Genomic DNA, 21,965 nt, shown 5'->3' with positions numbered 1-21,965 from the left:
ATATACTTAAGGAGGCTTTCCATAATGGGTAAAGAAAAATTTGATCGTTCAAAAACACATGCGAACATCGGAACAATTGGTCACGTTGACCATGGTAAAACTACACTTACAGCTGCAATTGCAACAGTTCTAGCGAAAAGACTAGGTGGAGAAGCACAATCTTACGACCAAGTTGACAACGCGCCAGAAGAGAGAGAGCGTGGAATCACAATCAACACGTCTCACATCGAGTACGAAACTGAAAACCGTCACTACGCACACGTTGACTGCCCAGGTCACGCGGACTACGTTAAAAACATGATCACTGGTGCAGCACAAATGGACGGCGGTATCTTAGTTGTATCTGCAGCTGATGGTCCAATGCCACAAACACGTGAGCACATCCTACTTTCTAAAAACGTAGGCGTTCCATACCTAGTTGTATTCATGAACAAATGTGACATGGTTGACGACGAAGAACTACTTGAGTTAGTAGAAATGGAGATCCGTGATCTTCTATCTGAGTATGACTTCCCAGGCGATGACATTCCTGTAATCCAAGGTTCAGCGCTTAAAGCACTTGAAGGTGACGAAGCATACGAAGATAAAATTATTGAACTGATGGCTGCTGTTGACGAGTACATCCCAACACCACCACGTGATACTGAGAAGCCATTCATGATGCCTGTTGAGGACGTATTCTCAATCACAGGTCGTGGTACAGTTGCAACAGGACGTGTTGAGCGTGGAGAAGTAACTGTTGGTGACACTGTAGACATCATCGGTATCGTTGAAGAAGCTAAATCTACAACTGTTACAGGTGTAGAGATGTTCCGTAAACTACTTGACTATGCTCAAGCTGGTGACAACATCGGTGCACTACTTCGTGGTGTAGCACGTGAAGACATCCAACGTGGACAAGTACTTGCTAAGCCAGGTTCAATCGTTCCACACACTAAGTTCAAATCAGAAGTTTATGTTCTTTCAAAAGAAGAGGGTGGCCGTCACACGCCGTTCTTCTCTAACTACCGTCCACAGTTCTACTTCCGTACAACGGACGTAACTGGTGTTATCGAACTTCCAGAAGGCGTAGAAATGGTTATGCCTGGAGATAACATTGAAATGGTAGTAGATTTAATTGCACCAATCGCACTTGAAGAAGGTACACGTTTCTCTATCCGTGAGGGTGGACGTACTGTAGGTTCAGGCGTTGTAACTTCAATCGTAAAATAATTTTAAATATAAAACTCCCGCCGGCGCCGGTGGGAGTTTTTTTAATGCGCAAATATGTTGACTTGACGACTGTATAATTCCTCAAAATCAACCCAAAATACAATACTTCCTCATTACATCTGACTAGATTAGTGTAAAAATATTCAAGGAAACTTGTAATACTTATTGACAGATTTCCTATCCTTTGATAAATTAATAATACACTTTAACACTTTAGCATGATGAAGTTTATTGGGAGGGGAAAATATAGATGAATGCAGTTATATTAGCGGTGCTAGTTATGTTGATTTTAAGTTTAATGAGAGTGAATGTCGTATTGGCACTTGTCATAGGTGCAATAACCGGTGGACTAGCTGGTGGCCTTACTGTTGAAGAGACGATTACATCATTTAGTGGCGGACTAGGAGCGGGGGCAACAATTGCGCTTAGTTATGGGCTATTAGGTGCTTTTGCAGTGGCTATTTCAAAAACAGGCATTCCTCAGTTAATCGTTAATGCAATGTTACGGATTATGAATAAAGATAGCAATGGAGGTCGTAAATCATTAGTGAAAGTGCTTGTGATCCTCGTGTTATTATTAATGGCTGTGTTCTCGCAGAACTTAATCCCAATACACATTGCATTTATTCCGTTATTGGTACCACCAATTTTACAAGTCTTAAACATGTTGAGAATTGATAGAAGACTTATTGCTTGTGTGTTGGCGTTCGGACTTACGACGCCATATATCATATTGCCGTACGGATTCGGTTTTATCTTTCAGGAAATTATTGCAACGCAAATGGCAGCTGCAGGCATGCCGATTGATATGGCAGATATTCCGAAGGCGATGGCACTACCAGTCGCAGGACTTTTAGTAGGATTACTTTTTGCGATATTTATTTCGTATCGCAAGCCACGGGATTATAAAGACGAGTCGATGGGTATTGATTTACAGGACTTCGAGATCAAAAAACGTAATATTATCTTCACTGTTGTTGCGTTGATTGGGACGCTAGCAATTCAAATCCCAACTCAATCTATGATAGCCGGTGCAGTTACAGGGATTGTTATCTTATATATTACAGGGACTTTAAAAAGACAAGAAGCAGATGGTTTAGTAAATGAAGGCATGCAGATGATGGCGTTTATCGGATTTGTGATGATTGCAGCGAATGGATTTGCAGCTGTTCTTCAAGAAACAGGACATATCCTTTCGCTAGTTGAAAATACAAGTCAGATACTTGGTGATAATAGAGCGTTAGCTGCATTTTTAATGTTATTAGTAGGGCTTGTTGTTACGATGGGAATAGGTTCTTCATTTGCAACAATTCCTATCATCGCATCGATATTCGTTCCACTTAGTGTTGCATTTGGTTTTGGACCAATGGCAACAATCGCTTTGATTGGTACGTCAGGTGCACTGGGAGATGCAGGTTCACCAGCATCAGACTCCACGCTTGGCCCAACGGCAGGATTGAACGTAGATGGTCAACATAATCATATATGGGATACATGTGTACCTACCTTTCTTCACTTCAATATTCCGCTGCTCATTTTCGGGTGGTTGACCATCTTGTTTTTCGGTTAAAATAATAGTAATGTTTAGACTACTCGCTTAGGTATTGCATATCGAAGGCAATCCTATTATAATATATAAAGCATTGAAAGGAATTTCGCCAAAAGACTTGCGGAATTCTTTTTCCTTGTGTATAATGTTGAATGTTGCTCTTTGACTGCGATGAAGCGAGAGGTTGCCGACACACCCGGCCGCATTGCCATGGCGGGTATGTGGGAAATTTTCGTGGAGAATGTCTATTAATTAGGCGAGAGGGAGGGAAAGTAATGGCAAAACAAAAGATTCGTATTCGTTTAAAAGCTTATGATCACAGTGTCTTAGATCAATCAGCTGAAAAAATCGTAGAAACTGCAAAACGTTCAGGTGCTAGTGTATCGGGTCCGATTCCACTACCAACTGAAAGGTCAGTTTACACAGTGCTTCGTTCCGTGCACGTAAACAAAGATTCACGTGAGCAGTTCGAAATGCGTACGCATAAACGTTTGATTGATATCGTTAATCCGACACCACAAACTGTCGATGCATTAATGAAACTAGATTTACCATCAGGCGTAGACATTGAAATCAAACTATAATCTATAGAAAATTTATGAATATTACAGGAGGTGTGACGAATGACCAAAGGAATCTTAGGAAGAAAAGTCGGTATGACGCAAATTTTTGCTGAAAACGGCGATCTTATCCCAGTAACAGTAATTGAAGCTACTCCAAATATCGTTTTACAAAAGAAGACGGTTGAAACGGACGGTTACAATTCTGTACAATTAGGATTTGATGACAAACGTGATAAGCTTGCAAACAAGCCAGAAAAAGGACATGTTGCAAAAGCTGAAACTGCACCTAAGCGCTTCATCCGCGAATTCCGTGGAATGGACGTTAACGCACACGAGGTTGGTCAGGAAGTCAAAGTTGATACATTTGCAGAAGGCGATGTAATCGACGTTACAGGAGTTACAAAAGGTAAAGGATTCCAAGGTGTTGTTAAACGCTACGGATTTAAAATTGGTTTTATGAGCCATGGTTCACGTTTCCACCGCGCACCAGGTTCAATCGGTTCTGTTGATGCTCAGCGTGTATTTAAAGGAAAGAAACTTCCAGGACGCATGGGTACAAAAACAGTAACAATCCAAAACCTTGAAATTGTAAAAGTTGACGCAGAGCGTAATTTATTACTAGTTAAAGGTAATGTTCCAGGCGCACGTAAATCACTTGTACAAGTGAACAGCGCAATCAAAGGGAACAAGTAATTAAAGGAAGGAGGAAGTTAGAATGTCTAAAGTATCGGTACTAAGTCAAACAGGTTCTTCAGTTGGCGACATCGAACTAAACGAAGCAATCTTCGGCATCGAGCCAAATGAAGCAGTATTGTTTGAAGCAGTGGTCCAACAACGTGCATCATTACGTCAAGGTAACCACAAAGTGAAAAACCGTTCAGAAGTTTCGGGCGGTGGGCGCAAGCCATGGCGTCAAAAAGGTACAGGTCGTGCTCGTCAAGGTTCGATCCGTTCACCACAATGGCGCGGAGGCGGTGTTGTATTCGGTCCTACACCAAGAAGCTATGCATACAAACTACCTAGAAAAGTTCGTAGACTAGCGCTCTTATCAGGACTATCATCAAAAGTACGTGAAGAGAACTTAATCGTTCTTGATGAACTAAAATTTGATGCACCAAAAACAAAAGAGTTTGTTCAAGTATTAACAGATCTTTCGATTGAAAAGAAAGCATTATTTGTTACTGCTAACCTAGATGAAACAGTAGCATTATCTGCTCGTAACATCCCAGGGGTAACTGTTATCACTGCTGAAGGTATCAACGTGTTAGACCTCGTTGGACACGAAAAACTTGTGATGACAAAAGCAGCTGTAGAAAAAGTAGAGGAGGTGCTTGGTTAATGGAAGCACGTGAAATTTTGAAACGTCCGGTCATAACCGAGCGTTCTTCTGAGCAAATGGACTTAAACAAATACACATTCGAAGTTGACACGCGCGCAAACAAGACTCAAATCAAAGACGCTGTCGAAGAAGTCTTCAATGTTACAGTAGAAAAAGTTAACGTCATGAACTACAAAGGAAAGTTCAAGCGTATGGGAAGACATGCAGGTTACACAAACAAACGCCGTAAAGCGGTTGTTACATTAACTGCTGATTCAAACGATATCGAACTTTTCGAAATCTAAAACGTAACGACTAAGTTACATGAAATATTATAAGGAGGGACAAAAAATGGCGATTAAAAAATACAAGCCTACTTCTAACGGACGTCGTAATATGACTTCATCAGATTTCTCTGCGATTACAACAGATAAGCCAGAAAAATCACTATTGAAGCCAATTACTCGTAAAGGCGGACGTAACAATACAGGTAGAACTACAGTTCGTCATCAAGCGGGCGGACACAAACGCCAATACCGTGTCATCGATTTCCAACGTCGAAAAGATGACATTCCAGGACGCGTTGCTACGATCGAATACGATCCAAACCGTTCAGCAAACATCGCATTAATTAACTATGCAGATGGAGAGAAAAGATACATTCTGGCTCCGAAAGGTCTAGAAGTTGGAATGACACTTATGTCAGGTCCAAACGCAGATGCAAGATTAGGAAACGCATTACCACTTGAAAATGTTCCAATGGGTTCAACAATTCATAACATCGAATTGAAGCCAGGAAAAGGTGGTCAACTCGTTCGTTCAGCTGGTACATCAGCACAAGTTCTTGGACGTGAAGGAAAGTATGTTCTTGTACGTCTCCAATCTGGTGAAGTACGTATGATTTTAGCTACTTGCCGTGCAACAATCGGTCAAGTTGGTAACGAACAACACGAACTTATTAATATTGGTAAAGCAGGCCGTTCACGCTGGTTAGGTAAGCGTCCAGCAGTCCGTGGTTCTGTAATGAACCCGAACGATCACCCACACGGTGGGGGAGAAGGACGTACTGGTATCGGGATGCCTTCACCACTTTCACCATGGGGCAAACCAACACTTGGTTACAAAACGCGTAAGAAATCCAATAAATCCGATAAGTACATCGTTCGTCGTCGTAAGAAGTAAATTATACGCACTGCGGTTCAATGACTGGACCGTAGTACAAACAGGGAGGGAGGTTCTAACATGGGCCGCAGCTTGAAAAAAGGACCTTTTGCAGATGATCATCTAATGAAAAAAGTAGATGCACAAAAAGGATCAGAGAGAAAGCAAGTTATTAAAACTTGGTCAAGACGTTCCACAATCTTCCCATCATTCATCGGTCAAACGATTGCAGTTTATGATGGTCGTAAACATGTACCTGTTTACATCACAGAAGATATGGTTGGTCATAAATTAGGTGAATTCGCACCTACACGTACATTTAGAAATCACGGTGGCGACGACAAGAAGACAGGTCGCTAATTGAGAGGAGGTTATTCTGATGCAACAAGCAAAAGCTACTGCCAGCACAGTCCGTATTGCTCCTCGCAAAGTCCGTTTAGTCGTTGATCTTATCCGAGGGAAGAAAATCGGTGAAGCTGTGGCAATTCTACGCCTGACGCAAAAAGCGGCATCTCCGGTTGTAGAAAAAGTTTTACAATCAGCAATCGCAAACGCTGAGCATAACTATGAAATGGACGTCGAGAACTTAGTTGTTAGCGAAGTATATGTTAACGAAGGTCCGACTATGAAACGTTTCCGCCCACGCGCACAGGGGCGTGCAAGTGCGATCAACAAGCGTACAAGTCACATCACTGTCGTGGTAGCAGAAAAGAAGGAGGGATAATTCGTGGGTCAAAAAATAAATCCTAATGGTTTACGGGTAGGTATCATCCGTGACTGGGAATCGAAATGGTATGCAGAAAAAGATTATGCAACACTATTGCACGAAGACTTGAAAATTCGTGAATTTATTGATAAGCAGTTAATCGATGCATCTGTATCGAAAGTTGAAATCGAACGTGCTGCAAAGCGTGTAAACATTTCAATTCACACTGCGAAACCTGGAATGGTCATTGGTAAAGGTGGGTCTGAAGTAGAGGCTCTCCGTAAAAAGCTAAATGCAATTACAGGCAAACGTGTACACATTAATATTGTTGAAGTTAAACGTGCTGACCTTGATGCGAAATTAGTCGCTGAAAACATTGCACGTCAATTAGAAGGCCGTGTTTCATTCCGTCGTGTTCAAAAGCAAGCAATCCAACGTACGATGCGTGCTGGAGCAAAAGGAATTAAAACACAAGTTTCTGGACGTCTTGGCGGTGCAGACATCGCTCGTGCAGAAGGGTACAATGAAGGATCTGTTCCTCTTCATACTTTACGTGCTGACATTGATTATGCACATGCTGAAGCCGATACAACATTCGGTAAACTTGGCGTTAAAGTATGGATCTATAAAGGAGAAGTCCTTCCGACATTAAAGGACACAAAGGAAGGAGGCAACTGATATGTTAATGCCTAAACGCGTGAAATATCGTAACGTATTCCGTGGAAATTTACGTGGTAAAACAAAAGGTGGCGCGACAGTTGGATTTGGTGAGTACGGTCTCCAAGCTACTGAAGCTGGTTGGATTACAAGCCGCCAAATTGAAGCAGCACGTATCGCAATGACACGTTATATGAAACGTGGCGGTAAAGTGTGGATCAATATTTTCCCACACAAACCTTATACGAAAAAGCCTCTTGAGGTTCGTATGGGTGCCGGTAAAGGTGCTGTAGAAGGCTGGGTAGCGGTTGTTAAACCTGGTCGTGTAATGTTTGAAATCGCAGGTGTTGATGAAGAGGTTGCTCGTGAAGCACTTCGTCTTGCATCTCACAAGCTTCCTGTTAAGAGCAAGTTTGTAAAACGTGAAGAAATTGGTGGTGAATCTAATGAAAGCTAAAGAAATCCGTGAACTCACAACTGCAGAAATCGAGCAAGAAGTAAAGTCACTGAAAGAAGAGCTTTTCAACCTTCGCTTCCAATTGGCGACAGGTCAATTAGAAAACACAGCACGCATCGGTCAAGTTCGTAAATCGATTGCGCGCATGAAAACCGTAATACGTCAAAGAGAAATCAGTGCCAATAACTGATGAAGGAGGTACAATTCATGACTGAGCGTAACCAACGTAAGGTTTATACAGGACGTGTTGTATCAGACAAAAATGATAAAACAATCACTGTTATGATCGAAACGTATAAAAAGCATACTTTATACGGAAAGCGTGTAAAGCATTCTAAGAAATTCCAAGTCCACGATGAATTGAACGAAGCAAAAATGGGCGATACAGTTCGAATTATGGAAACTCGTCCACTTTCTAAGTCAAAACGCTTCCGCCTCGTTGAAATTGTGGAAAAAGCAATCGTTATTTAATAAAGTTCGGATAGCATAATCCGAGAGGAGGTAGCCTAAATGATCCAACAAGAAAGCCGTATGAAAGTCGCTGACAACTCCGGCGCTCGTGAAGTTCTTACAATCAAAGTTCTTGGTGGTACTGGACGTAAAACTGCAAACATTGGTGACATTGTTGTTTGTTCAGTGAAAAAAGCAACACCAGGTGGCGTTGTTAAGAAGGGTGAAGTCGTAAAGGCTGTTATAGTCCGTACGAAAAGTGGAGTTCGTCGTGATGACGGAACATATATTACATTCGATGAGAACGCATGCGTAATCATCCGAGATGATAAGAGCCCAAGAGGAACACGTATTTTTGGACCTGTTGCACGTGAGCTACGTGACAACAATTTCATGAGAATCATTTCTCTTGCTCCAGAAGTACTTTAATTTGACAGTTCCAAACAAGGAGGTGCGATACAATGCATGTTAAAAAAGGCGATAAAGTAAGAGTAATTTCGGGTAAAGATAAAGGCAAAGATGGCGTTATCTTAGCAGGTTTCCCGGGGAAAGATCGCGTGCTTGTTGAAGGTGTTAACATCGTCAAAAAACATACGAAGCCTAACCAGGAAAACCCTCAAGGCGGAATTGTGAGTGTTGAAGCTCCAATTCACGTTTCAAACGTCATGCTGATCGATCCGAAATCAGGTGAACCTACACGCGTAGGATACACATTTGAAGAAAAAGTAATCGACGGTGAAAACTGCCTCGTAAAATATCGTGTTGCGAAAAAATCTGGCGAAATCATTGACCAGGTTAGCAAAAAAGTAATCAAAGCTGAGAAAGGAGGTTCTTCGGATTGAGTCGTTTTAAAGAGAAGTTCGAAAAAGAAATCACACCTGCTTTAATGAGCAAGTTTGAATATACATCTGTAATGCAAGTCCCTAAAGTAGAAAAAATCGTCATCAACATGGGTGTTGGTGATGCTGTCCAAAACTCAAAAGCGCTTGACGCTGCAGTTGAGGATTTAACAACGATTTCTGGTCAAAAGCCAGTAATTACTCGTGCTAAAAGATCAATCGCTGGTTTCCGTCTTCGTGAAGGAATGCCAATCGGAACAAAAGTTACATTACGTGGAGAGCGTATGTATGAGTTCCTTGATAAATTAGTATCAATTGCACTGCCACGTGTTCGTGACTTCCACGGTGTTTCTAAGAGAGCATTTGACGGTCGCGGAAACTATACACTAGGGGTTAAAGAACAACTTATTTTCCCTGAAATCGATTATGATAAAGTTTCTAAAATCCGTGGTATGGATATCAACATCGTTACAACTGCTAACTCGGACGAAGAAGCTCATGAGTTATTAAAGCAGTTCGGTATGCCGTTCCAGAAGTAAAAGAGAGGGAGGCGAAATCATGGCTAAAAAATCAATGGTAGCCAAACAAAAACGTAAGGCGAAATTTAAAGTGCAGGAATACACACGTTGTGAGCGTTGTGGACGTCCGCATTCCGTATATCGCAAATTTATGCTTTGCCGTATTTGTTTCCGCGAATTAGCTTATAAGGGACAAATTCCTGGCGTTAAAAAAGCAAGCTGGTAATCCCCAAAATATGGGAAGGAGGTCAATAGAATGACAATGAGTGATCCGGTAGCAGATATGCTTACACGCATTCGTAACGCGAACATGGTTCGTCACGAAAAGCTGGAAGTACCTGCTTCAAACATGAAAAGAGAAATTGCTGAAATCTTAAAACGTGAAGGTTTTGTCCGTGACGTAGAGTTCGTCAAAGACAACAAGCAAGGAATCATCCGTATTTTCTTGAAATATGGCCAAAACAACGAGCGTGTTATTACAGGTCTAAAACGTATTTCAAAACCAGGTCTTCGTGTTTATGCACAAACAAACGAAGTTCCTAAAGTTTTAAATGGTCTTGGTATCGCCCTCGTTTCAACATCACACGGTCTCCTAACAGATAAGGAAGCACGTGCGAAGCAAGTAGGCGGAGAGATCGTCGCTTACGTTTGGTAATACTGAGCAAATGAATGGAGGTGCAATTAATGTCCCGTATTGGAAAAAAGCCAATTGAGGTACCTGCTGATGTAACAGTTACAATTGAAGAAGGTAACTTTGTCACAGTAAAAGGACCTAAAGGCGAATTATCAAATCAGTTAAGTACTGAAATCAAAATCGAACAAGAAGGCAACGAGATCACATTGGTCCGTCCTTCTGAGTCGAAAGAACATCGCTCCATCCATGGAACGACTCGTTCACTTCTCGACAATATGGTAACAGGTGTTTCAAAAGGGTTTGAACGTTCACTTCAACTTGTTGGGGTAGGTTACCGTGCACAACTTCAAGGTAAGAAACTTGTATTGAACGTAGGTTACTCACATCCGGTTGAGTTCACACCGGAAGAAGGAATTGAAATTGAAGTTCCTGAAAACACGAAAATTACGATTCGCGGTATCGACAAAGAGCGTGTTGGTGCACTTGCATCTAACATTCGTCAAGTTCGTCCACCAGAGCCATACAAAGGCAAAGGGGTTCGTTACCAAGGCGAGCGCGTACGTAGTAAAGAAGGAAAAACTGGTAAATAATGCCGCGTAGGGCATTTTGGAAGGAGTGACCACGATGATTACGAAAAATGATAAAAATGCTGTTCGTAAAAAGCGTCATTCACGCGTACGTACAAAAGTAAGCGGAACAGCAACTCGTCCACGTTTAAACGTATACCGTTCAAACAAGCATATCTATGCACAGTTAATCGATGACGTTAACGGTGTAACGCTTGCGAGCGCTTCGACTATGGACAACGCGTTTGAATCCGATTCTAAAGCGAATGTAGAAGCTGCTGCAAAAGTCGGCGAATTAATCGCGAAACAAGCCGTTGAGAAAGATCTAAAATCGGTTGTATTCGACCGTGGCGGTTACCTATTTCACGGCCGTGTAAAGGCTCTAGCAGATGCTGCACGTGAAAATGGTCTGGAATTTTAATTAAGAAGGAGGGACACATTTAATGCGTCGTAATGATCAGAACAAAAGTGAGTTTGAAGAACGCGTAGTTACGATTAACCGAGTAGCAAAAGTTGTAAAAGGTGGACGTCGTTTCCGTTTTACTGCTCTTGTTGTTGTCGGTGATAAAAATGGCCGAGTTGGTTTCGGAACAGGAAAAGCGCAAGAAGTTCCAGAAGCAATTCGCAAAGCAATCGAAAGTGCTAAGAAGAATCTAATTGAAGTACCAATGGTAAGAGGAACTACACCACATGAAATTCTTGGACGTTTCGGTGCAGGGCAAGTTCTTATTAAACCTGCTGCACCTGGTACAGGAGTTATCGCAGGTGGACCTGTCCGTGCCGTACTCGAACTAGCAGGAATCACAGACATTCTTTCTAAATCTTTAGGATCAAGCACACCAATTAACATGGTACGTGCAACAATCCAAGGACTTGAGAACTTGAAGCGTGCGGAAGATGTAGCGAACTTACGTGGAAAAACTGTAGAAGAACTGCTAGGTTAAGGGGGGAAAGACGATGGCTAAAAAACTTGAAATCACCCTTACGAAAAGCGTGATTGGTTCAAAACCAGCACAACGTAAAACAATCGAAGCTCTAGGACTTAAGAAAATTAATCAAACAGTTGCACACGAAGACAACGTCGCAATTCGTGGCATGATTAATAGAGTGTCTCACTTAGTCACAGTAAACGAACTATAATTCCTATTTTGTATATAAGGAGGTGCCAATGAAATGAAATTACACGAAATGAAACCAGCTGTTGGTGCACGTAAATCCCGTAAACGTATCGGTCGTGGAATCGGATCTGGCTACGGAAAAACTTCCGGTAAAGGTCATAAAGGACAAAACGCCCGTTCAGGCGGTGGTGTACGTCTTGGATTCGAAGGTGGACAAACACCACTTTTCCAACGACTTCCTAAACGTGGCTTTACTAACGTAAATCGTAAAGATTATGCTGTTGTGAACCTTGACAAGCTAAACCTATTCGATGAAGGCACGGAAGTAACACCTGAATTGCTGCTTGAATTAGGAGTTGTAAGTAAAGCGAAATCAGGAATTAAAATTCTTGGTAACGGTAAACTTGAAAAGAAACTTACAGTAAGAGCTCATAAATTCTCTGCTACTGCTAAAGAAGCAATCGAACAAGCAGGCGGGCAAACAGAGGTGATTTAATGTTTCAGACAATCTCTAACTTTATGCGCGTTAAAGATATTAGAAATAAAATCCTCTTTACATTGCTCGTTTTAATTGCTTTTAGACTTGGTGCATTTATACCTGTACCAGGTGTAGATGCAACTGCATTGCAACAAACTGACCATAGTTTAATTGGCTTTTTGAACGTCTTTGGTGGTGGTGCACTTGCGAACTTCTCCATTTTAGCAATGGGAATTATGCCTTATATTACTGCATCCATCATCATGCAATTATTGCAGATGGATGTTGTACCTAAGTTTGCTGAATGGGCAAAACAAGGTGATGTGGGTAGACGTAAACTGGCACAGTTCACGAGATATTTCACGATCATCCTTGCGTTTATTCAAGCAACGGCAATGTCATTTGGTTTTAACCGAATGTATGGTGGTATGCTAATAAAAGACGAAAGTATCGCAACCTATGCTGTTATTGCGATTGTATTAACGGCAGGTACTGCATTCTTGTTATGGCTTGGGGAAAAAATCACTGAAAAGGGTGTTGGAAATGGTATTTCCATCATCATTTTTGCTGGGATTGTTGCAGGAATTCCAACTGCAGTTAACCAATACTATGCAACGCAAATTCAAGATGCAGGAGATGCATTATTCATTAAGTTAGGTATTACAGTATTATTGCTTCTCGTCATTGTTGCAGTGACAGTGGGCGTGATATACGTTCAAGAAGCATTGCGTAAAATACCAGTTCAGTATGCAAAACGCGCTACAGGTCGTGGTCAGATGACTGCAGGCCAGCAGACGCATATGCCTTTAAAACTAAACGCAGCTGGTGTTATCCCTGTAATCTTTGCTGCGGCATTTTTCATCACGCCGCAATCATTGGCAACGTTTTTCGGAGAAAATAAAGTTACAGCGACGATTATTAACGTATTCGATTATACAAACCCGGTGGGTATGGTGATCTATCTCGCATTAATTATCGCATTCACTTATTTCTATGCTTTCATTCAGGTCAACCCTGAGAATGCAGCGGAAAACCTAAAGAAACAAGGTGCCTATATTCCAGGTATTCGTCCTGGGCAAGATACTCAGGATTACTTAACGAGCACTTTGTATAGACTGACCTTCGTTGGGGCAATTTTCCTAGCGCTGGTGGCAGTAATGCCAATATTCTTTATTAACTTGGCGAATCTTCCACAGTCATTACAAATTGGAGGAACGAGCTTGCTCATCGTTGTTGGTGTTGCACTTGAATCGATGAAGCAACTTGAATCACAACTTGTAAAACGACACTACAAAGGTTTTATGAAATAAACTTCTTGATTGAAGCGAAGTGTGGAGGCTAATCCGTATGAATATCATTTTAATGGGTTTGCCTGGAGCTGGTAAAGGTACACAGGCAGACAGTATTGTTGAAAAGTACGATATCCCTCATATTTCCACAGGCGATATGTTTCGTGCTGCTATCTCTGAAGGTACAGAACTCGGTTTAAAAGCAAAATCGTATATGGATCAAGGTGCATTAGTACCTGACGAAGTAACGATTGGTATTGTTCGCGAGCGTTTAAGCAAACCTGACTGTGAAAAAGGATTCCTGTTAGATGGTTTCCCCCGCACAGTCCCGCAGGCAGAAGCGCTTGATGAATTACTAGCAGCTATGAATCGAAAAGTTGAGCATGTTATTAATATCCAAGTGGATCCAGATGAACTTGTTAAACGTTTAACAGGTCGTCGGATTTGTAAAGTATGCGGAACGTCATACCATCTACAATTCAACCCACCGAAAAATGAAGGGGTTTGTGATAAAGATGGTAGCGAACTTTATCAGCGTGAGGATGACAATCCAGAAACTGTAAAGAATCGTTTAGACGTAAATATGACACAAACAGCCCCACTTTTAGATTTCTATGAAACAAAAAGTGTGCTGTCAAATATTAATGGTCAACAAGACATTCAAAACGTTTTCAAAGATCTGGACGTTATCCTTCAAGGGAACGCTCAGTAAACCTTTCCGGGCGCATGCAATCATGGCTAACTGATGAATTCAGGAACCATGAAGCAGCATGTGAATGCTAGACGGAAAGGGCATTTCACACAAAGAGCTGCAAAAGCATATGATGCCCGGCATAAGAACTGCTGGAGTTCTGCGAGACGAATTGGTTCTGAAATTCCTACATTTAGTAGGAGAAAGAACTGTCATAACGTAACTTAGGAGCTCGTTTACGGCACTCTGGACGGGGTCGTGTTCCATTCCGGTGCGATTAAATTCCCGTAACTGGGAATATTGACCTCCGGGAAACAAATATGGCAGACGTCTTTCGAACATCACTCTTGCGTTCCAGACATATGTTGAAAAAAAGCTTTAAAGGCGACTAATGCCGATTGTTGGTGAGAACCTTTAATGATATAGAAGGGAGACAGGAATGATGGCGAAAGACGATGTAATTGAAGTCGAAGGAACTGTAGTAGAAACGTTGCCAAACGCGATGTTTAAAGTAGAGTTAGAAAATGGCCATACGATACTGGCACATGTATCCGGTAAGATTCGTATGCACTTTATTCGCATCCTACCTGGCGACAAAGTAACTATGGAACTTTCGCCCTACGATTTAACACGCGGTCGAATTACGTACCGTTTCAAATAAACTTTTGCACTCCGGAATATGAAGGAGGTTGGGTAAGATGAAAGTTAGAGCATCTGTAAAACCGATCTGTGAAAAATGTAAAGTTATTCGCAGACGTGGGCGAGTAATGGTTATCTGTGAAAATCCAAAACACAAACAAAGACAAGGCTAATATAAAAGGAGGTGCACAATCTTTATGGCACGTATTGCTGGTGTAGACATTCCGCGCGATAAGCGCATTGTTATCTCATTAACGTATGTTTTCGGAATCGGTAAAACGACTGCGAAAAAAGTACTTGAAGCTGCTGGTGTATCTGAAGAAACACGTGTACGTGATTTAACGGATGCAGAGTTAGACAAAATTCGTACAGAAATCGACAGTCTAAGAGTAGAAGGTGACCTTCGTCGTGAAACTTCTCTTAACATCAAACGTTTGATGGAAATCGGAAGCTTCCGTGGTATCCGTCACCGTCGTGGATTACCTGTTCGAGGACAAAACACTAAAAATAACGCACGTACTCGTAAGGGTGCTAAGCGCTCAGTTAGAAAATAATTTATTGGTAAAGGAGGTTTCTTCTTAACATGGCAAAAAGACAAGTCACACGTAAACGTCGCGTGAAAAAGAATATCGAAAACGGTATTGCACATATCCGTTCGACGTTTAACAATACAATTGTTACAATTACAGATATGCAAGGGAATGCACTGTCATGGTCAAGTGCTGGTGCACTAGGCTTCAAAGGCTCCCGTAAATCTACTCCATTTGCAGCACAAATGGCTGCTGAAACAGCTGCTAAAGTTGCAATGGAACATGGACTTAAAAATTTAGAAGTAACTGTTAAAGGACCTGGCGCTGGTCGTGAAGCTGCAATTCGTTCTTTACAAGCTGCTGGTCTTGAAGTAACAGCGATTAGAGACGTAACGCCAGTACCACATAACGGTTGCCGTCCACCAAAACGTCGCCGTGTATAATAATGGCTTTTACTCCATTTGATTGAGAAACACAATTTTTGTCAAAGATAAATTGTATGATAGAAATTCGCTAATGCGAAAATCGATTTCAATATGGAACGGCCAGTATATACGACGTTTCGAAGGAGGGTAAACGAATGATCGAAATTGAGAAACCGAAGATTGAGACAGTAGAAATCAGCGAAGATTCCAAATTCGGAAAGTTTATCATTGAACCGCTAGAACGTGGATACGGGAATACTTTAGGGAATTCCTTACGACGCATTCTTCTTTCCTCATTACCAGGAGCAGCTGTAACATCAATTCAAATTGATGGCGTACTTCACGAGTTTTCAGCCGTTGAAGGTGTCGTTGAAGATGTTTCTTCAATCATTTTGAATGTGAAAAAACTTGCGCTTAAAATCTATTCGGATGAAGAGAAAGTAATTGAGGTAGACGTAAAAGGTGAGGGAGACGTAACTGCAGCAGATATTACGCATGATAGTGACGTTGAAATCCTAAACCCTGAACTAAAACTTGCAACGCTTGGTAAAAATGGCCATTTACGTATGCGTATGTATGCGGTACGTGGTCGTGGATATGCACCTGCGGATATGAACAAACGTGAAGATCTTGCAATTGGCGTAATTCCAGTTGACTCGATTTATACACCAGTTTCACGCGTAAACTTCCAAGTTGAAAACACGCGAGTTGGTCAATTAACGCATTTTGATAAGTTAACACTCGATGTTACGACAGATGGCAGCATTGGACCAAAAGAAGCTGTTTCACTTGGCGCAAAAATCCTTACTGAGCACTTAAATATATTCGTAAACATGACAGATGAAGCACAATCTGCAGAAATTATGGTAGAAAAAGAAGAAGATCAGATTGAAAAAGTACTAGAAATGACGATTGAAGAACTAGATCTTTCTGTACGTTCTTATAACTGCCTAAAGCGCGCAGGCATCAATACTGTCTTAGAGCTTTCGAATAAAACAGAAGAAGAAATGATGAAAGTACGAAATCTTGGCCGTAAATCACTTGAAGAAGTGAAAGCGAAGCTAGATGAACTTAATCTCGAACTACGAACTGAAGATTGAGTGATTTCATAGGTTGAAGGAGGGAAACTTTTATGGCATACAGAAAACTAGGACGTACAAGTTCACAACGTAAAGCGTTGCTTCGCGACCTTACAACTGATCTTATCGTACATGAGCGCATTGAAACGACTGAAGCACGTGCAAAAGAGCTTCGTTCTGTCGTTGAAAAAATGATTACACTTGGTAAACGTGGCGATTTACACGCACGTCGTCAAGCTGCACAATTCATGCGCCGTGAAGTAGTTGCGACTAAGAACGAAGAAGGTAAAGAAGTTAAAACATATGCAATTCAAAAACTTTTTGATGATGTTGCACCACGTTATGCAGAGCGTCAAGGTGGATACACACGCATCATGAAGATGGGTCCTCGTCGTGGAGACGGTGCACCTGTTGTTGTTATCGAACTTGTTTAATGTTTAACTTTAAGAGGGTGTGTCCGGCTAACGTCTGTCCACACCCTTTTTTTAAAATGATTTATACGACAATTTAAAGCTGAGTGTTACGATCGGCAAGATGACTCTTGTTTGGTCTAGCTCTACGTACCTCATCTGCAATAACGGCTTGAGCACCCGGTATTGGTTATAGAGATGTGCGCGTTTCTTCGGATGAGGTACGCGCTTTTTTTTTATTTGTACAAACAAAAGTATTAAGACAGCATAGCTTGATGGGGGTGTTGGCAGTGAAGGAAATCTTATCAGTTGATCATGTCTCATTTGCCTATCCTACCGATGATGAAGAGGTAAAGAGAAATGCGGTAGATGATGTTTCATTTACAATTCATGACGGTGAATGGATTGCAATTGTTGGACATAATGGTTCGGGAAAATCGACACTTGCAAAGCTAATGATTGGACTCTTATTTCCTGACGAAGGAAATATCCATGTATTTTTAGAGCAATTAACTGCTAGAAATATATGGGATGTTCGTTCTAAAATGGGAATCGTTTTTCAAAATCCTGATAATCAGTTTGTTGGATCGACTGTTCAGGATGACGTTGCTTTTGCATTGGAAAACAAAGGTGTTCCTTTTGAAGAAATGGTAACGGTCGTTCGCGAATCATTAACCCTGGTTAAAATGGAAGATTTTCTAGATCATGAGCCGCATCACTTATCCGGGGGGCAAAAGCAACGTGTTGCAATTGCTGGGGCATTGGCATTAAAACCTAATCTCCTCATTATGGATGAAGCGACGTCGATGCTTGATCCACAAGGAAGAGAAGAAGTGATTCAAATCGTATCCGAATTAAAAAGAACAACGGATTTAACAGTCATCTCAATTACACATGACCTTGAAGAAGCGTTACTGGCGGATCGAATTATCGTCATGAATCAAGGGAAAGTACTGGATATTGGAACACCAGAAGAAATATTTTCGGATGGTGATAAACTTGAGTCAATCGGTTTAGATATTCCATTTGCTATGAATATGTCGAATTTAATTCGTCAAAATGGTTTGGACTTAGCTGGTGAACATATGACAGAAGAAGAATTGGTGAATGAATTATGGACATCTCACTACAACAAGTAGGGTATTTATACGGGAAGGATACGCCGTTTGAAAAAAGAGCCTTGCATGGCGTAGAGGCGAGTATTCCAACCGGTTCTTACACGGCAATTATCGGTCACACGGGTTCTGGAAAGTCAACACTCTTGATGCACTTGAACGGGCTGTTAAAGCCATCTGAAGGCATTGTGGATATTGGCGATATTGCAATCCATGCCAAGACAAAAGGGAAAGAGTTAAAAGAAATACGTAGACATGTCGGCATCGTCTTTCAGTTTCCGGAACATCAGTTATTTGAGGAAACCGTTCTGAAAGATATTATGTTTGGACCATTAAATTTTGGCGTGTCAGAAGAAGTAGCAGAAAAACGAGCATACGAACTTATTAAGTTGTTAGGACTGCCGGAAGATGTTGCAACTAAGTCGCCATTCGATTTATCAGGTGGGCAAATGAGAAGAGTTGCCATTGCCGGTGTATTGGCCTTTAAACCTTCTATACTAATATTGGACGAGCCAACTGCAGGATTAGATCCTCGTGGTCGGAAAGAGATTATGGAGTTATTTCATTATCTACATAAAAAAGAGAATCTGACGACGATTCTCGTCACACATAGTATGGATGATGCAGCTCGATATGCGGATCATGTCATTGTCATGCATGATGGAACTTCTGTCATGACAGGTTCTCCAAAAGAGATATTTGGTAATGAGGAAGAACTTCTCGCCAATCGACTTGGGTTACCCAAAACGGTTCAATTTCAAAGAGATTTTGAAAAGCTGATTGGTCGCCCACTTCCGGATACTGCTTTAACGGAAGAACAGCTAGCAAAAATGATTGCGCAAGCAGCACGAGAGGGGGATCATTCATGTTAGAAAAGATGATTTTCGGTCGTTTTATACCGGGACAATCTTTTATACATAAACTTGATCCACGGTCAAAGTTAATCTTTGTATTGCTGTTTGTTTTCGCTGTTTTTCTGGCAAATAATGTTCAAACGTACGCCACTTTATTAGGCTTTACATTGCTTGTCATTTTTGCGTCTCGAATTCGTCTGTACTTTCTTCTGAATGGATTAAAACCGATTTTGATTTTAATTATATTTACATTCATCATGCACCTGTTTTTTACACGGGAAGGTGCATTGTTAGTAGACTGGAAAATGATTAAAATTTACGAAGAAGGCTTACGACAAGGTATTTTTATTTCATTGCGTTTCTTTATACTCGTGTTAATTACTTCTATTTTAACCCTGACGACGTCACCAATATCGATCACAGACGGGATGGAGGATTTACTCAATCCACTCAAACGATTCAAGTTACCCGTCCATGAACTTGCGTTAATGATGTCTATTTCTCTACGTTTTATCCCAACATTAATGGATGAAACGGATAAAATATTAAAAGCCCAGCTTGCACGCGGTTCTGATATCAGCTCAGGTACAATGAAAGAACGTATTCGAGCCGTTATTCCGCTTCTCGTGCCGCTGTTCGTAAGTGCTTTTAAACGTGCAGAAGACTTAGCAGTCGCTATGGAAGTGCGTGGCTATCGAGGGGGAGAAGGACGAACGAGATACCGACAACTCAAATGGGATGCTCGTGATACCACTGCAATGGTAGTTTTAGTTTTGTTAATCGGTTCCCTTTACTTTTGGAGAGGGTAGGAGGTTTAGAAAATGGGGCGTGTTAAAGCAGTCGTTGCCTATGATGGGACAAATTTTTCAGGCTATCAATCACAACCCGGGATGAGAACGGTCCAATCAGAAATTGATAAAGCTTTAGTGAAAATTCATAAGGATAAAAGCGTTCATTCTGTTGCAAGTGGGCGTACGGATGCAGGCGTTCATGCCAATGGACAAGTCATTCATTTTGATACACCGCTGACATTGAAAGAAGAACGGTGGCAAATGGCCTTAAATGTATTGTTGCCAACCGATATTCGTATCGTAAACGTTTGTTACGTGGATGAAAATTTTCATGCAAGATATTCAGCAACTGGGAAGACCTATATCTTTAAATGGTCCTATGCAAGCGTGCATAGCCCATTCGAACGTAATTATTCTGTTCATTTAGGTAAATGGCGTCCTGATGTCGAAAAGATGAAAGAAGCCGCTAAATATTTAATTGGCACATATGATTTCACTAGTTTTTGTTCAGCTAAAACAGCCACATCCAATCGTGTGCGTACCGTGAGATTATTAACGCTAGAAAGGCACGACGATGAGCTCATTATGACTATCGAAGGTGACGGCTTTTTATATAATATGGTGCGGACGATTGCTGGCATGTTATTAGCAGTTGGAAAAGGTTGGCATCAGCCTGAAGAAGTGAAAGAAATACTCGCATTAAAAGACCGTCAAGCAGCAAGTAAAACTGCGCCAGCACACGGTTTGTATTTAGAAAATGTCACTTATGATCATGACAATTTATCTAAATAAATAGCTTCATATTGATTGAAAAATGGCCGCTAAATTGAAGTGAATACTTCATAACAACTTTACCGTGTGTTTTTCAATAAAATGCTTGACTATAAGCAGAAATCGTTATAAGATTAGAAATGGTAATTCTAAAACCCCACAATAAGCCCCGGAAGGTTATTTGTGTTTAGGGATATAGAGATTAAATCGGGAAATTTACAGTTAATTAGGAGGATACAATTATGCGTACAACATTCATGGCGAAAGGCCACGAAGTAGAACGTAAATGGTATGTTGTCGACGCTGAAGGTCAAACGCTTGGTCGTCTAGCTTCTGAAGTTGCAGCACTTTTACGTGGAAAACATAAGCCAACATTTACACCACACGTTGATACAGGTGACCATGTTATCATTATCAATGCTGAAAAAATTCAACTTTCAGGTAACAAATTAAAAGACAAGAAATACTACCGTCACTCAGGTTACACAGGTAGCTTAAAAGAGCGTACTGCACTTGAAATGCGCACAAACTACCCAACTAAAATGCTTGAGCTTGCAGTTAAAGGAATGCTTCCAAAAGGTCCTTTAGGCAGCCAAACATTCAGAAAACTAAACGTATACGCTGGAGCGGAGCATCCGCATGCGGCACAAAAACCTGAAGTTTACGAGCTTCGCGGATAATAAGAGGAGGAAAAAGTTTTGGCACAAGTACAATATCTCGGCACTGGCCGTCGTAAAAGTTCAGTAGCTCGCGTACGTCTCGTACCTGGTGATGGGAAAATTATCATCAACGATCGTGACGTAGAGGACTACGTACCATTCGAAACATTACGAGAAGTTATTAAGCAACCACTTAACATTACAGAAACATTAGGAAGCTACGACGTTTTAGTTAACGTTCACGGTGGAGGATACACTGGACAAGCTGGTGCAATCCGTCACGGCGTTGCACGTGCACTATTAAACGTTGACCCGGATTTCCGCCCAGCACTTAAATCTGCTGGATTCTTAACACGTGACCCACGTATGAAAGAGCGCGAGAAGTACGGTTTCCGTGGAGCACGTCGTCGTCCACAATTCTCAAAACGTTAATATTGTTGTATATCAACGTTTACAGCCCTTTTCCGATTATATCGGAAGAGGGTT

37 protein-coding genes are annotated in these 21,965 nt (G+C 41.3%); all 37 read left to right on the top strand.

Annotated elements, in window-relative coordinates:
* Window positions 1-24 precede the first annotated feature (24 nt).
* The 37 genes from tuf to rpsI all read left to right on the top strand — a co-directional run bounded on the left by tuf (window position 25) and on the right by rpsI (window position 21,911).
* The gene (gene tuf, locus AB1H92_RS15220; RefSeq protein ID WP_115363647.1) at window positions 25-1,212 is read left to right on the top strand and encodes an elongation factor Tu; all 1,188 of its coding nucleotides are present in this window, start codon (window positions 25-27) and stop codon (window positions 1,210-1,212) included.
* Between the two features lie 250 nt (window positions 1,213-1,462).
* Window positions 1,463-2,782, top strand: a complete 1,320-nt coding sequence (locus AB1H92_RS15215; protein WP_115363645.1) for a Na+/H+ antiporter family protein — start codon at window positions 1,463-1,465, stop codon at window positions 2,780-2,782.
* Window positions 2,783-3,036: 254 nt separating this feature from the next.
* Window positions 3,037-3,345 carry a 30S ribosomal protein S10 gene (rpsJ, locus tag AB1H92_RS15210; RefSeq protein ID WP_075526624.1) on the top strand — a complete coding sequence of 103 codons (309 nt, stop codon included), beginning with the start codon at window positions 3,037-3,039 and terminating at the stop codon, window positions 3,343-3,345.
* Between the two features lie 39 nt (window positions 3,346-3,384).
* A complete protein-coding gene (gene rplC, locus AB1H92_RS15205) occupies window positions 3,385-4,017 on the top strand; it encodes a 50S ribosomal protein L3 (protein ID WP_115363643.1) in 633 nt (210 codons plus the stop codon).
* A gap of 22 nt (window positions 4,018-4,039) precedes the next feature.
* On the top strand, window positions 4,040-4,663 hold the full coding sequence (gene rplD / locus AB1H92_RS15200; RefSeq protein ID WP_115363641.1) for a 50S ribosomal protein L4: 624 nt from the start codon (window positions 4,040-4,042) through the stop codon (window positions 4,661-4,663).
* On the top strand, window positions 4,663-4,947 hold the full coding sequence (gene rplW / locus AB1H92_RS15195) for a 50S ribosomal protein L23 (protein WP_115363639.1): 285 nt from the start codon (window positions 4,663-4,665) through the stop codon (window positions 4,945-4,947). The genes rplD and rplW overlap by 1 nt, the downstream gene beginning before the upstream one ends.
* Window positions 4,948-4,993: 46 nt before the next feature.
* Entirely contained in the window at window positions 4,994-5,824 is an 831-nt protein-coding gene (rplB, locus tag AB1H92_RS15190; RefSeq protein WP_115363637.1) for a 50S ribosomal protein L2, read from the top strand.
* A 60-nt stretch (window positions 5,825-5,884) separates the two neighbouring features.
* The gene (rpsS, locus tag AB1H92_RS15185) at window positions 5,885-6,163 is read left to right on the top strand and encodes a 30S ribosomal protein S19 (protein WP_075526629.1); all 279 of its coding nucleotides are present in this window, start codon (window positions 5,885-5,887) and stop codon (window positions 6,161-6,163) included.
* Between the two features lie 19 nt (window positions 6,164-6,182).
* Complete coding sequence (rplV, locus tag AB1H92_RS15180) at window positions 6,183-6,527, top strand: 50S ribosomal protein L22 (protein ID WP_075526630.1); 345 nt, start codon at window positions 6,183-6,185, stop codon at window positions 6,525-6,527.
* A gap of 3 nt (window positions 6,528-6,530) precedes the next feature.
* Entirely contained in the window at window positions 6,531-7,187 is a 657-nt protein-coding gene (gene rpsC, locus AB1H92_RS15175) for a 30S ribosomal protein S3 (RefSeq protein WP_115363635.1), read from the top strand.
* A 1-nt stretch (window position 7,188) separates the two neighbouring features.
* Window positions 7,189-7,623 carry a 50S ribosomal protein L16 gene (rplP, locus tag AB1H92_RS15170; protein WP_075526632.1) on the top strand — a complete coding sequence of 145 codons (435 nt, stop codon included), beginning with the start codon at window positions 7,189-7,191 and terminating at the stop codon, window positions 7,621-7,623.
* Window positions 7,613-7,813, top strand: coding sequence for a 50S ribosomal protein L29 (gene rpmC, locus AB1H92_RS15165; RefSeq protein WP_115363633.1), 201 nt, complete (start codon window positions 7,613-7,615; stop codon window positions 7,811-7,813). Before rplP ends, rpmC begins: the two co-directional genes overlap by 11 nt.
* A 17-nt stretch (window positions 7,814-7,830) precedes the next feature.
* Window positions 7,831-8,094: a 30S ribosomal protein S17 gene (gene rpsQ / locus AB1H92_RS15160; protein WP_075526634.1), complete on the top strand. Its 264-nt coding sequence runs from the start codon at window positions 7,831-7,833 to the stop codon at window positions 8,092-8,094.
* Between the two features lie 39 nt (window positions 8,095-8,133).
* The gene (rplN, locus tag AB1H92_RS15155) at window positions 8,134-8,502 is read left to right on the top strand and encodes a 50S ribosomal protein L14 (RefSeq protein WP_075526635.1); all 369 of its coding nucleotides are present in this window, start codon (window positions 8,134-8,136) and stop codon (window positions 8,500-8,502) included.
* A 32-nt stretch (window positions 8,503-8,534) separates the two neighbouring features.
* Complete coding sequence (rplX, locus tag AB1H92_RS15150) at window positions 8,535-8,915, top strand: 50S ribosomal protein L24 (protein ID WP_115363631.1); 381 nt, start codon at window positions 8,535-8,537, stop codon at window positions 8,913-8,915.
* The gene (gene rplE / locus AB1H92_RS15145; protein WP_115363629.1) at window positions 8,912-9,451 is read left to right on the top strand and encodes a 50S ribosomal protein L5; all 540 of its coding nucleotides are present in this window, start codon (window positions 8,912-8,914) and stop codon (window positions 9,449-9,451) included. Before rplX ends, rplE begins: the two co-directional genes overlap by 4 nt.
* A 19-nt stretch (window positions 9,452-9,470) precedes the next feature.
* Window positions 9,471-9,656 carry a type Z 30S ribosomal protein S14 gene (locus AB1H92_RS15140; protein ID WP_075526638.1) on the top strand — a complete coding sequence of 62 codons (186 nt, stop codon included), beginning with the start codon at window positions 9,471-9,473 and terminating at the stop codon, window positions 9,654-9,656.
* 30 nt (window positions 9,657-9,686) lie between these two features.
* Window positions 9,687-10,085, top strand: a complete 399-nt coding sequence (gene rpsH, locus AB1H92_RS15135; RefSeq protein ID WP_075526639.1) for a 30S ribosomal protein S8 — start codon at window positions 9,687-9,689, stop codon at window positions 10,083-10,085.
* A gap of 29 nt (window positions 10,086-10,114) precedes the next feature.
* The gene (gene rplF, locus AB1H92_RS15130) at window positions 10,115-10,654 is read left to right on the top strand and encodes a 50S ribosomal protein L6 (protein ID WP_115363627.1); all 540 of its coding nucleotides are present in this window, start codon (window positions 10,115-10,117) and stop codon (window positions 10,652-10,654) included.
* 34 nt (window positions 10,655-10,688) lie between these two features.
* Window positions 10,689-11,051 (top strand): 50S ribosomal protein L18, encoded by a 363-nt coding sequence (rplR, locus tag AB1H92_RS15125; RefSeq protein WP_115363625.1) that lies wholly within the window; start codon window positions 10,689-10,691, stop codon window positions 11,049-11,051.
* 22 nt (window positions 11,052-11,073) lie between these two features.
* On the top strand, window positions 11,074-11,574 hold the full coding sequence (rpsE, locus tag AB1H92_RS15120; protein ID WP_115363623.1) for a 30S ribosomal protein S5: 501 nt from the start codon (window positions 11,074-11,076) through the stop codon (window positions 11,572-11,574).
* Window positions 11,575-11,587: 13 nt separating this feature from the next.
* A complete protein-coding gene (rpmD, locus tag AB1H92_RS15115) occupies window positions 11,588-11,770 on the top strand; it encodes a 50S ribosomal protein L30 (RefSeq protein WP_115363621.1) in 183 nt (60 codons plus the stop codon).
* Window positions 11,771-11,803: 33 nt separating this feature from the next.
* The gene (gene rplO / locus AB1H92_RS15110; protein ID WP_115363619.1) at window positions 11,804-12,244 is read left to right on the top strand and encodes a 50S ribosomal protein L15; all 441 of its coding nucleotides are present in this window, start codon (window positions 11,804-11,806) and stop codon (window positions 12,242-12,244) included.
* Window positions 12,244-13,536 (top strand): preprotein translocase subunit SecY, encoded by a 1,293-nt coding sequence (gene secY, locus AB1H92_RS15105; RefSeq protein ID WP_115363616.1) that lies wholly within the window; start codon window positions 12,244-12,246, stop codon window positions 13,534-13,536. Before rplO ends, secY begins: the two co-directional genes overlap by 1 nt.
* A gap of 37 nt (window positions 13,537-13,573) precedes the next feature.
* Window positions 13,574-14,227 (top strand): adenylate kinase, encoded by a 654-nt coding sequence (locus tag AB1H92_RS15100; protein ID WP_115363614.1) that lies wholly within the window; start codon window positions 13,574-13,576, stop codon window positions 14,225-14,227.
* Window positions 14,228-14,648: 421 nt separating this feature from the next.
* Window positions 14,649-14,867, top strand: a complete 219-nt coding sequence (gene infA / locus AB1H92_RS15095) for a translation initiation factor IF-1 (protein ID WP_060203457.1) — start codon at window positions 14,649-14,651, stop codon at window positions 14,865-14,867.
* A gap of 37 nt (window positions 14,868-14,904) precedes the next feature.
* Complete coding sequence (gene rpmJ, locus AB1H92_RS15090; protein ID WP_075526647.1) at window positions 14,905-15,018, top strand: 50S ribosomal protein L36; 114 nt, start codon at window positions 14,905-14,907, stop codon at window positions 15,016-15,018.
* Window positions 15,019-15,042: 24 nt separating this feature from the next.
* Complete coding sequence (gene rpsM, locus AB1H92_RS15085) at window positions 15,043-15,399, top strand: 30S ribosomal protein S13 (protein WP_115363612.1); 357 nt, start codon at window positions 15,043-15,045, stop codon at window positions 15,397-15,399.
* A 29-nt stretch (window positions 15,400-15,428) separates the two neighbouring features.
* Window positions 15,429-15,818 (top strand): 30S ribosomal protein S11, encoded by a 390-nt coding sequence (rpsK, locus tag AB1H92_RS15080; protein WP_075526649.1) that lies wholly within the window; start codon window positions 15,429-15,431, stop codon window positions 15,816-15,818.
* Between the two features lie 137 nt (window positions 15,819-15,955).
* On the top strand, window positions 15,956-16,900 hold the full coding sequence (locus tag AB1H92_RS15075) for a DNA-directed RNA polymerase subunit alpha (RefSeq protein ID WP_115363610.1): 945 nt from the start codon (window positions 15,956-15,958) through the stop codon (window positions 16,898-16,900).
* Between the two features lie 32 nt (window positions 16,901-16,932).
* The gene (gene rplQ, locus AB1H92_RS15070; RefSeq protein ID WP_115363608.1) at window positions 16,933-17,313 is read left to right on the top strand and encodes a 50S ribosomal protein L17; all 381 of its coding nucleotides are present in this window, start codon (window positions 16,933-16,935) and stop codon (window positions 17,311-17,313) included.
* A 266-nt stretch (window positions 17,314-17,579) separates the two neighbouring features.
* A complete protein-coding gene (locus tag AB1H92_RS15065; protein WP_115363606.1) occupies window positions 17,580-18,428 on the top strand; it encodes an energy-coupling factor ABC transporter ATP-binding protein in 849 nt (282 codons plus the stop codon).
* Window positions 18,404-19,276, top strand: a complete 873-nt coding sequence (locus tag AB1H92_RS15060) for an energy-coupling factor ABC transporter ATP-binding protein (RefSeq protein ID WP_115363604.1) — start codon at window positions 18,404-18,406, stop codon at window positions 19,274-19,276. Before AB1H92_RS15065 ends, AB1H92_RS15060 begins: the two co-directional genes overlap by 25 nt.
* Window positions 19,270-20,067 carry an energy-coupling factor transporter transmembrane protein EcfT gene (locus AB1H92_RS15055; RefSeq protein ID WP_115363602.1) on the top strand — a complete coding sequence of 266 codons (798 nt, stop codon included), beginning with the start codon at window positions 19,270-19,272 and terminating at the stop codon, window positions 20,065-20,067. The genes AB1H92_RS15060 and AB1H92_RS15055 overlap by 7 nt, the downstream gene beginning before the upstream one ends.
* Before the next feature lie 12 nt (window positions 20,068-20,079).
* Entirely contained in the window at window positions 20,080-20,841 is a 762-nt protein-coding gene (gene truA / locus AB1H92_RS15050; RefSeq protein WP_115363599.1) for a tRNA pseudouridine(38-40) synthase TruA, read from the top strand.
* Between the two features lie 221 nt (window positions 20,842-21,062).
* Window positions 21,063-21,500: a 50S ribosomal protein L13 gene (rplM, locus tag AB1H92_RS15045; RefSeq protein WP_075526656.1), complete on the top strand. Its 438-nt coding sequence runs from the start codon at window positions 21,063-21,065 to the stop codon at window positions 21,498-21,500.
* An 18-nt stretch (window positions 21,501-21,518) separates the two neighbouring features.
* Window positions 21,519-21,911, top strand: a complete 393-nt coding sequence (gene rpsI, locus AB1H92_RS15040) for a 30S ribosomal protein S9 (protein WP_115363597.1) — start codon at window positions 21,519-21,521, stop codon at window positions 21,909-21,911.
* Window positions 21,912-21,965 lie beyond the last annotated feature (54 nt).

This window comes from Sporosarcina pasteurii (assembly GCF_041295575.1).
GTDB lineage: Bacteria > Bacillota > Bacilli > Bacillales_A > Planococcaceae > Sporosarcina > Sporosarcina pasteurii.
The sequence above is the reverse complement of the archived record's forward strand: the minus strand, read 5'-3'. Positions and strand labels throughout refer to the sequence as shown.

Excerpts from the sequence above, each read along its gene's own strand:
- tuf (WP_115363647.1), top strand. The coding sequence starts at position 25 with ATGGGTAAAGAAAAATTTGATCGTTCAAAAACACATGCGAACATCGGA.
- AB1H92_RS15215 (WP_115363645.1), top strand. The coding sequence starts at position 1,463 with ATGAATGCAGTTATATTAGCGGTGCTAGTTATGTTGATTTTAAGTTTA.
- rpsJ (WP_075526624.1), top strand. The coding sequence starts at position 3,037 with ATGGCAAAACAAAAGATTCGTATTCGTTTAAAAGCTTATGATCACAGT.
- rplC (WP_115363643.1), top strand. The coding sequence starts at position 3,385 with ATGACCAAAGGAATCTTAGGAAGAAAAGTCGGTATGACGCAAATTTTT.
- rplD (WP_115363641.1), top strand. The coding sequence starts at position 4,040 with ATGTCTAAAGTATCGGTACTAAGTCAAACAGGTTCTTCAGTTGGCGAC.
- rplW (WP_115363639.1), top strand. The coding sequence starts at position 4,663 with ATGGAAGCACGTGAAATTTTGAAACGTCCGGTCATAACCGAGCGTTCT.
- rplB (WP_115363637.1), top strand. The coding sequence starts at position 4,994 with ATGGCGATTAAAAAATACAAGCCTACTTCTAACGGACGTCGTAATATG.
- rpsS (WP_075526629.1), top strand. The coding sequence starts at position 5,885 with ATGGGCCGCAGCTTGAAAAAAGGACCTTTTGCAGATGATCATCTAATG.
- rplV (WP_075526630.1), top strand. The coding sequence starts at position 6,183 with ATGCAACAAGCAAAAGCTACTGCCAGCACAGTCCGTATTGCTCCTCGC.
- rplP (WP_075526632.1), top strand. The coding sequence starts at position 7,189 with ATGTTAATGCCTAAACGCGTGAAATATCGTAACGTATTCCGTGGAAAT.
- rpmC (WP_115363633.1), top strand. The coding sequence starts at position 7,613 with ATGAAAGCTAAAGAAATCCGTGAACTCACAACTGCAGAAATCGAGCAA.
- rpsQ (WP_075526634.1), top strand. The coding sequence starts at position 7,831 with ATGACTGAGCGTAACCAACGTAAGGTTTATACAGGACGTGTTGTATCA.
- rplN (WP_075526635.1), top strand. The coding sequence starts at position 8,134 with ATGATCCAACAAGAAAGCCGTATGAAAGTCGCTGACAACTCCGGCGCT.
- rplX (WP_115363631.1), top strand. The coding sequence starts at position 8,535 with ATGCATGTTAAAAAAGGCGATAAAGTAAGAGTAATTTCGGGTAAAGAT.
- AB1H92_RS15140 (WP_075526638.1), top strand. The coding sequence starts at position 9,471 with ATGGCTAAAAAATCAATGGTAGCCAAACAAAAACGTAAGGCGAAATTT.
- rpsH (WP_075526639.1), top strand. The coding sequence starts at position 9,687 with ATGACAATGAGTGATCCGGTAGCAGATATGCTTACACGCATTCGTAAC.
- rplF (WP_115363627.1), top strand. The coding sequence starts at position 10,115 with ATGTCCCGTATTGGAAAAAAGCCAATTGAGGTACCTGCTGATGTAACA.
- rplR (WP_115363625.1), top strand. The coding sequence starts at position 10,689 with ATGATTACGAAAAATGATAAAAATGCTGTTCGTAAAAAGCGTCATTCA.
- rpsE (WP_115363623.1), top strand. The coding sequence starts at position 11,074 with ATGCGTCGTAATGATCAGAACAAAAGTGAGTTTGAAGAACGCGTAGTT.
- rpmD (WP_115363621.1), top strand. The coding sequence starts at position 11,588 with ATGGCTAAAAAACTTGAAATCACCCTTACGAAAAGCGTGATTGGTTCA.
- rplO (WP_115363619.1), top strand. The coding sequence starts at position 11,804 with ATGAAATTACACGAAATGAAACCAGCTGTTGGTGCACGTAAATCCCGT.
- secY (WP_115363616.1), top strand. The coding sequence starts at position 12,244 with ATGTTTCAGACAATCTCTAACTTTATGCGCGTTAAAGATATTAGAAAT.
- AB1H92_RS15100 (WP_115363614.1), top strand. The coding sequence starts at position 13,574 with ATGAATATCATTTTAATGGGTTTGCCTGGAGCTGGTAAAGGTACACAG.
- infA (WP_060203457.1), top strand. The coding sequence starts at position 14,649 with ATGGCGAAAGACGATGTAATTGAAGTCGAAGGAACTGTAGTAGAAACG.
- rpmJ (WP_075526647.1), top strand. The coding sequence starts at position 14,905 with ATGAAAGTTAGAGCATCTGTAAAACCGATCTGTGAAAAATGTAAAGTT.
- rpsM (WP_115363612.1), top strand. The coding sequence starts at position 15,043 with ATGGCACGTATTGCTGGTGTAGACATTCCGCGCGATAAGCGCATTGTT.
- rpsK (WP_075526649.1), top strand. The coding sequence starts at position 15,429 with ATGGCAAAAAGACAAGTCACACGTAAACGTCGCGTGAAAAAGAATATC.
- AB1H92_RS15075 (WP_115363610.1), top strand. The coding sequence starts at position 15,956 with ATGATCGAAATTGAGAAACCGAAGATTGAGACAGTAGAAATCAGCGAA.
- rplQ (WP_115363608.1), top strand. The coding sequence starts at position 16,933 with ATGGCATACAGAAAACTAGGACGTACAAGTTCACAACGTAAAGCGTTG.
- AB1H92_RS15060 (WP_115363604.1), top strand. The coding sequence starts at position 18,404 with ATGGACATCTCACTACAACAAGTAGGGTATTTATACGGGAAGGATACG.
- AB1H92_RS15055 (WP_115363602.1), top strand. The coding sequence starts at position 19,270 with ATGTTAGAAAAGATGATTTTCGGTCGTTTTATACCGGGACAATCTTTT.
- truA (WP_115363599.1), top strand. The coding sequence starts at position 20,080 with ATGGGGCGTGTTAAAGCAGTCGTTGCCTATGATGGGACAAATTTTTCA.
- rplM (WP_075526656.1), top strand. The coding sequence starts at position 21,063 with ATGCGTACAACATTCATGGCGAAAGGCCACGAAGTAGAACGTAAATGG.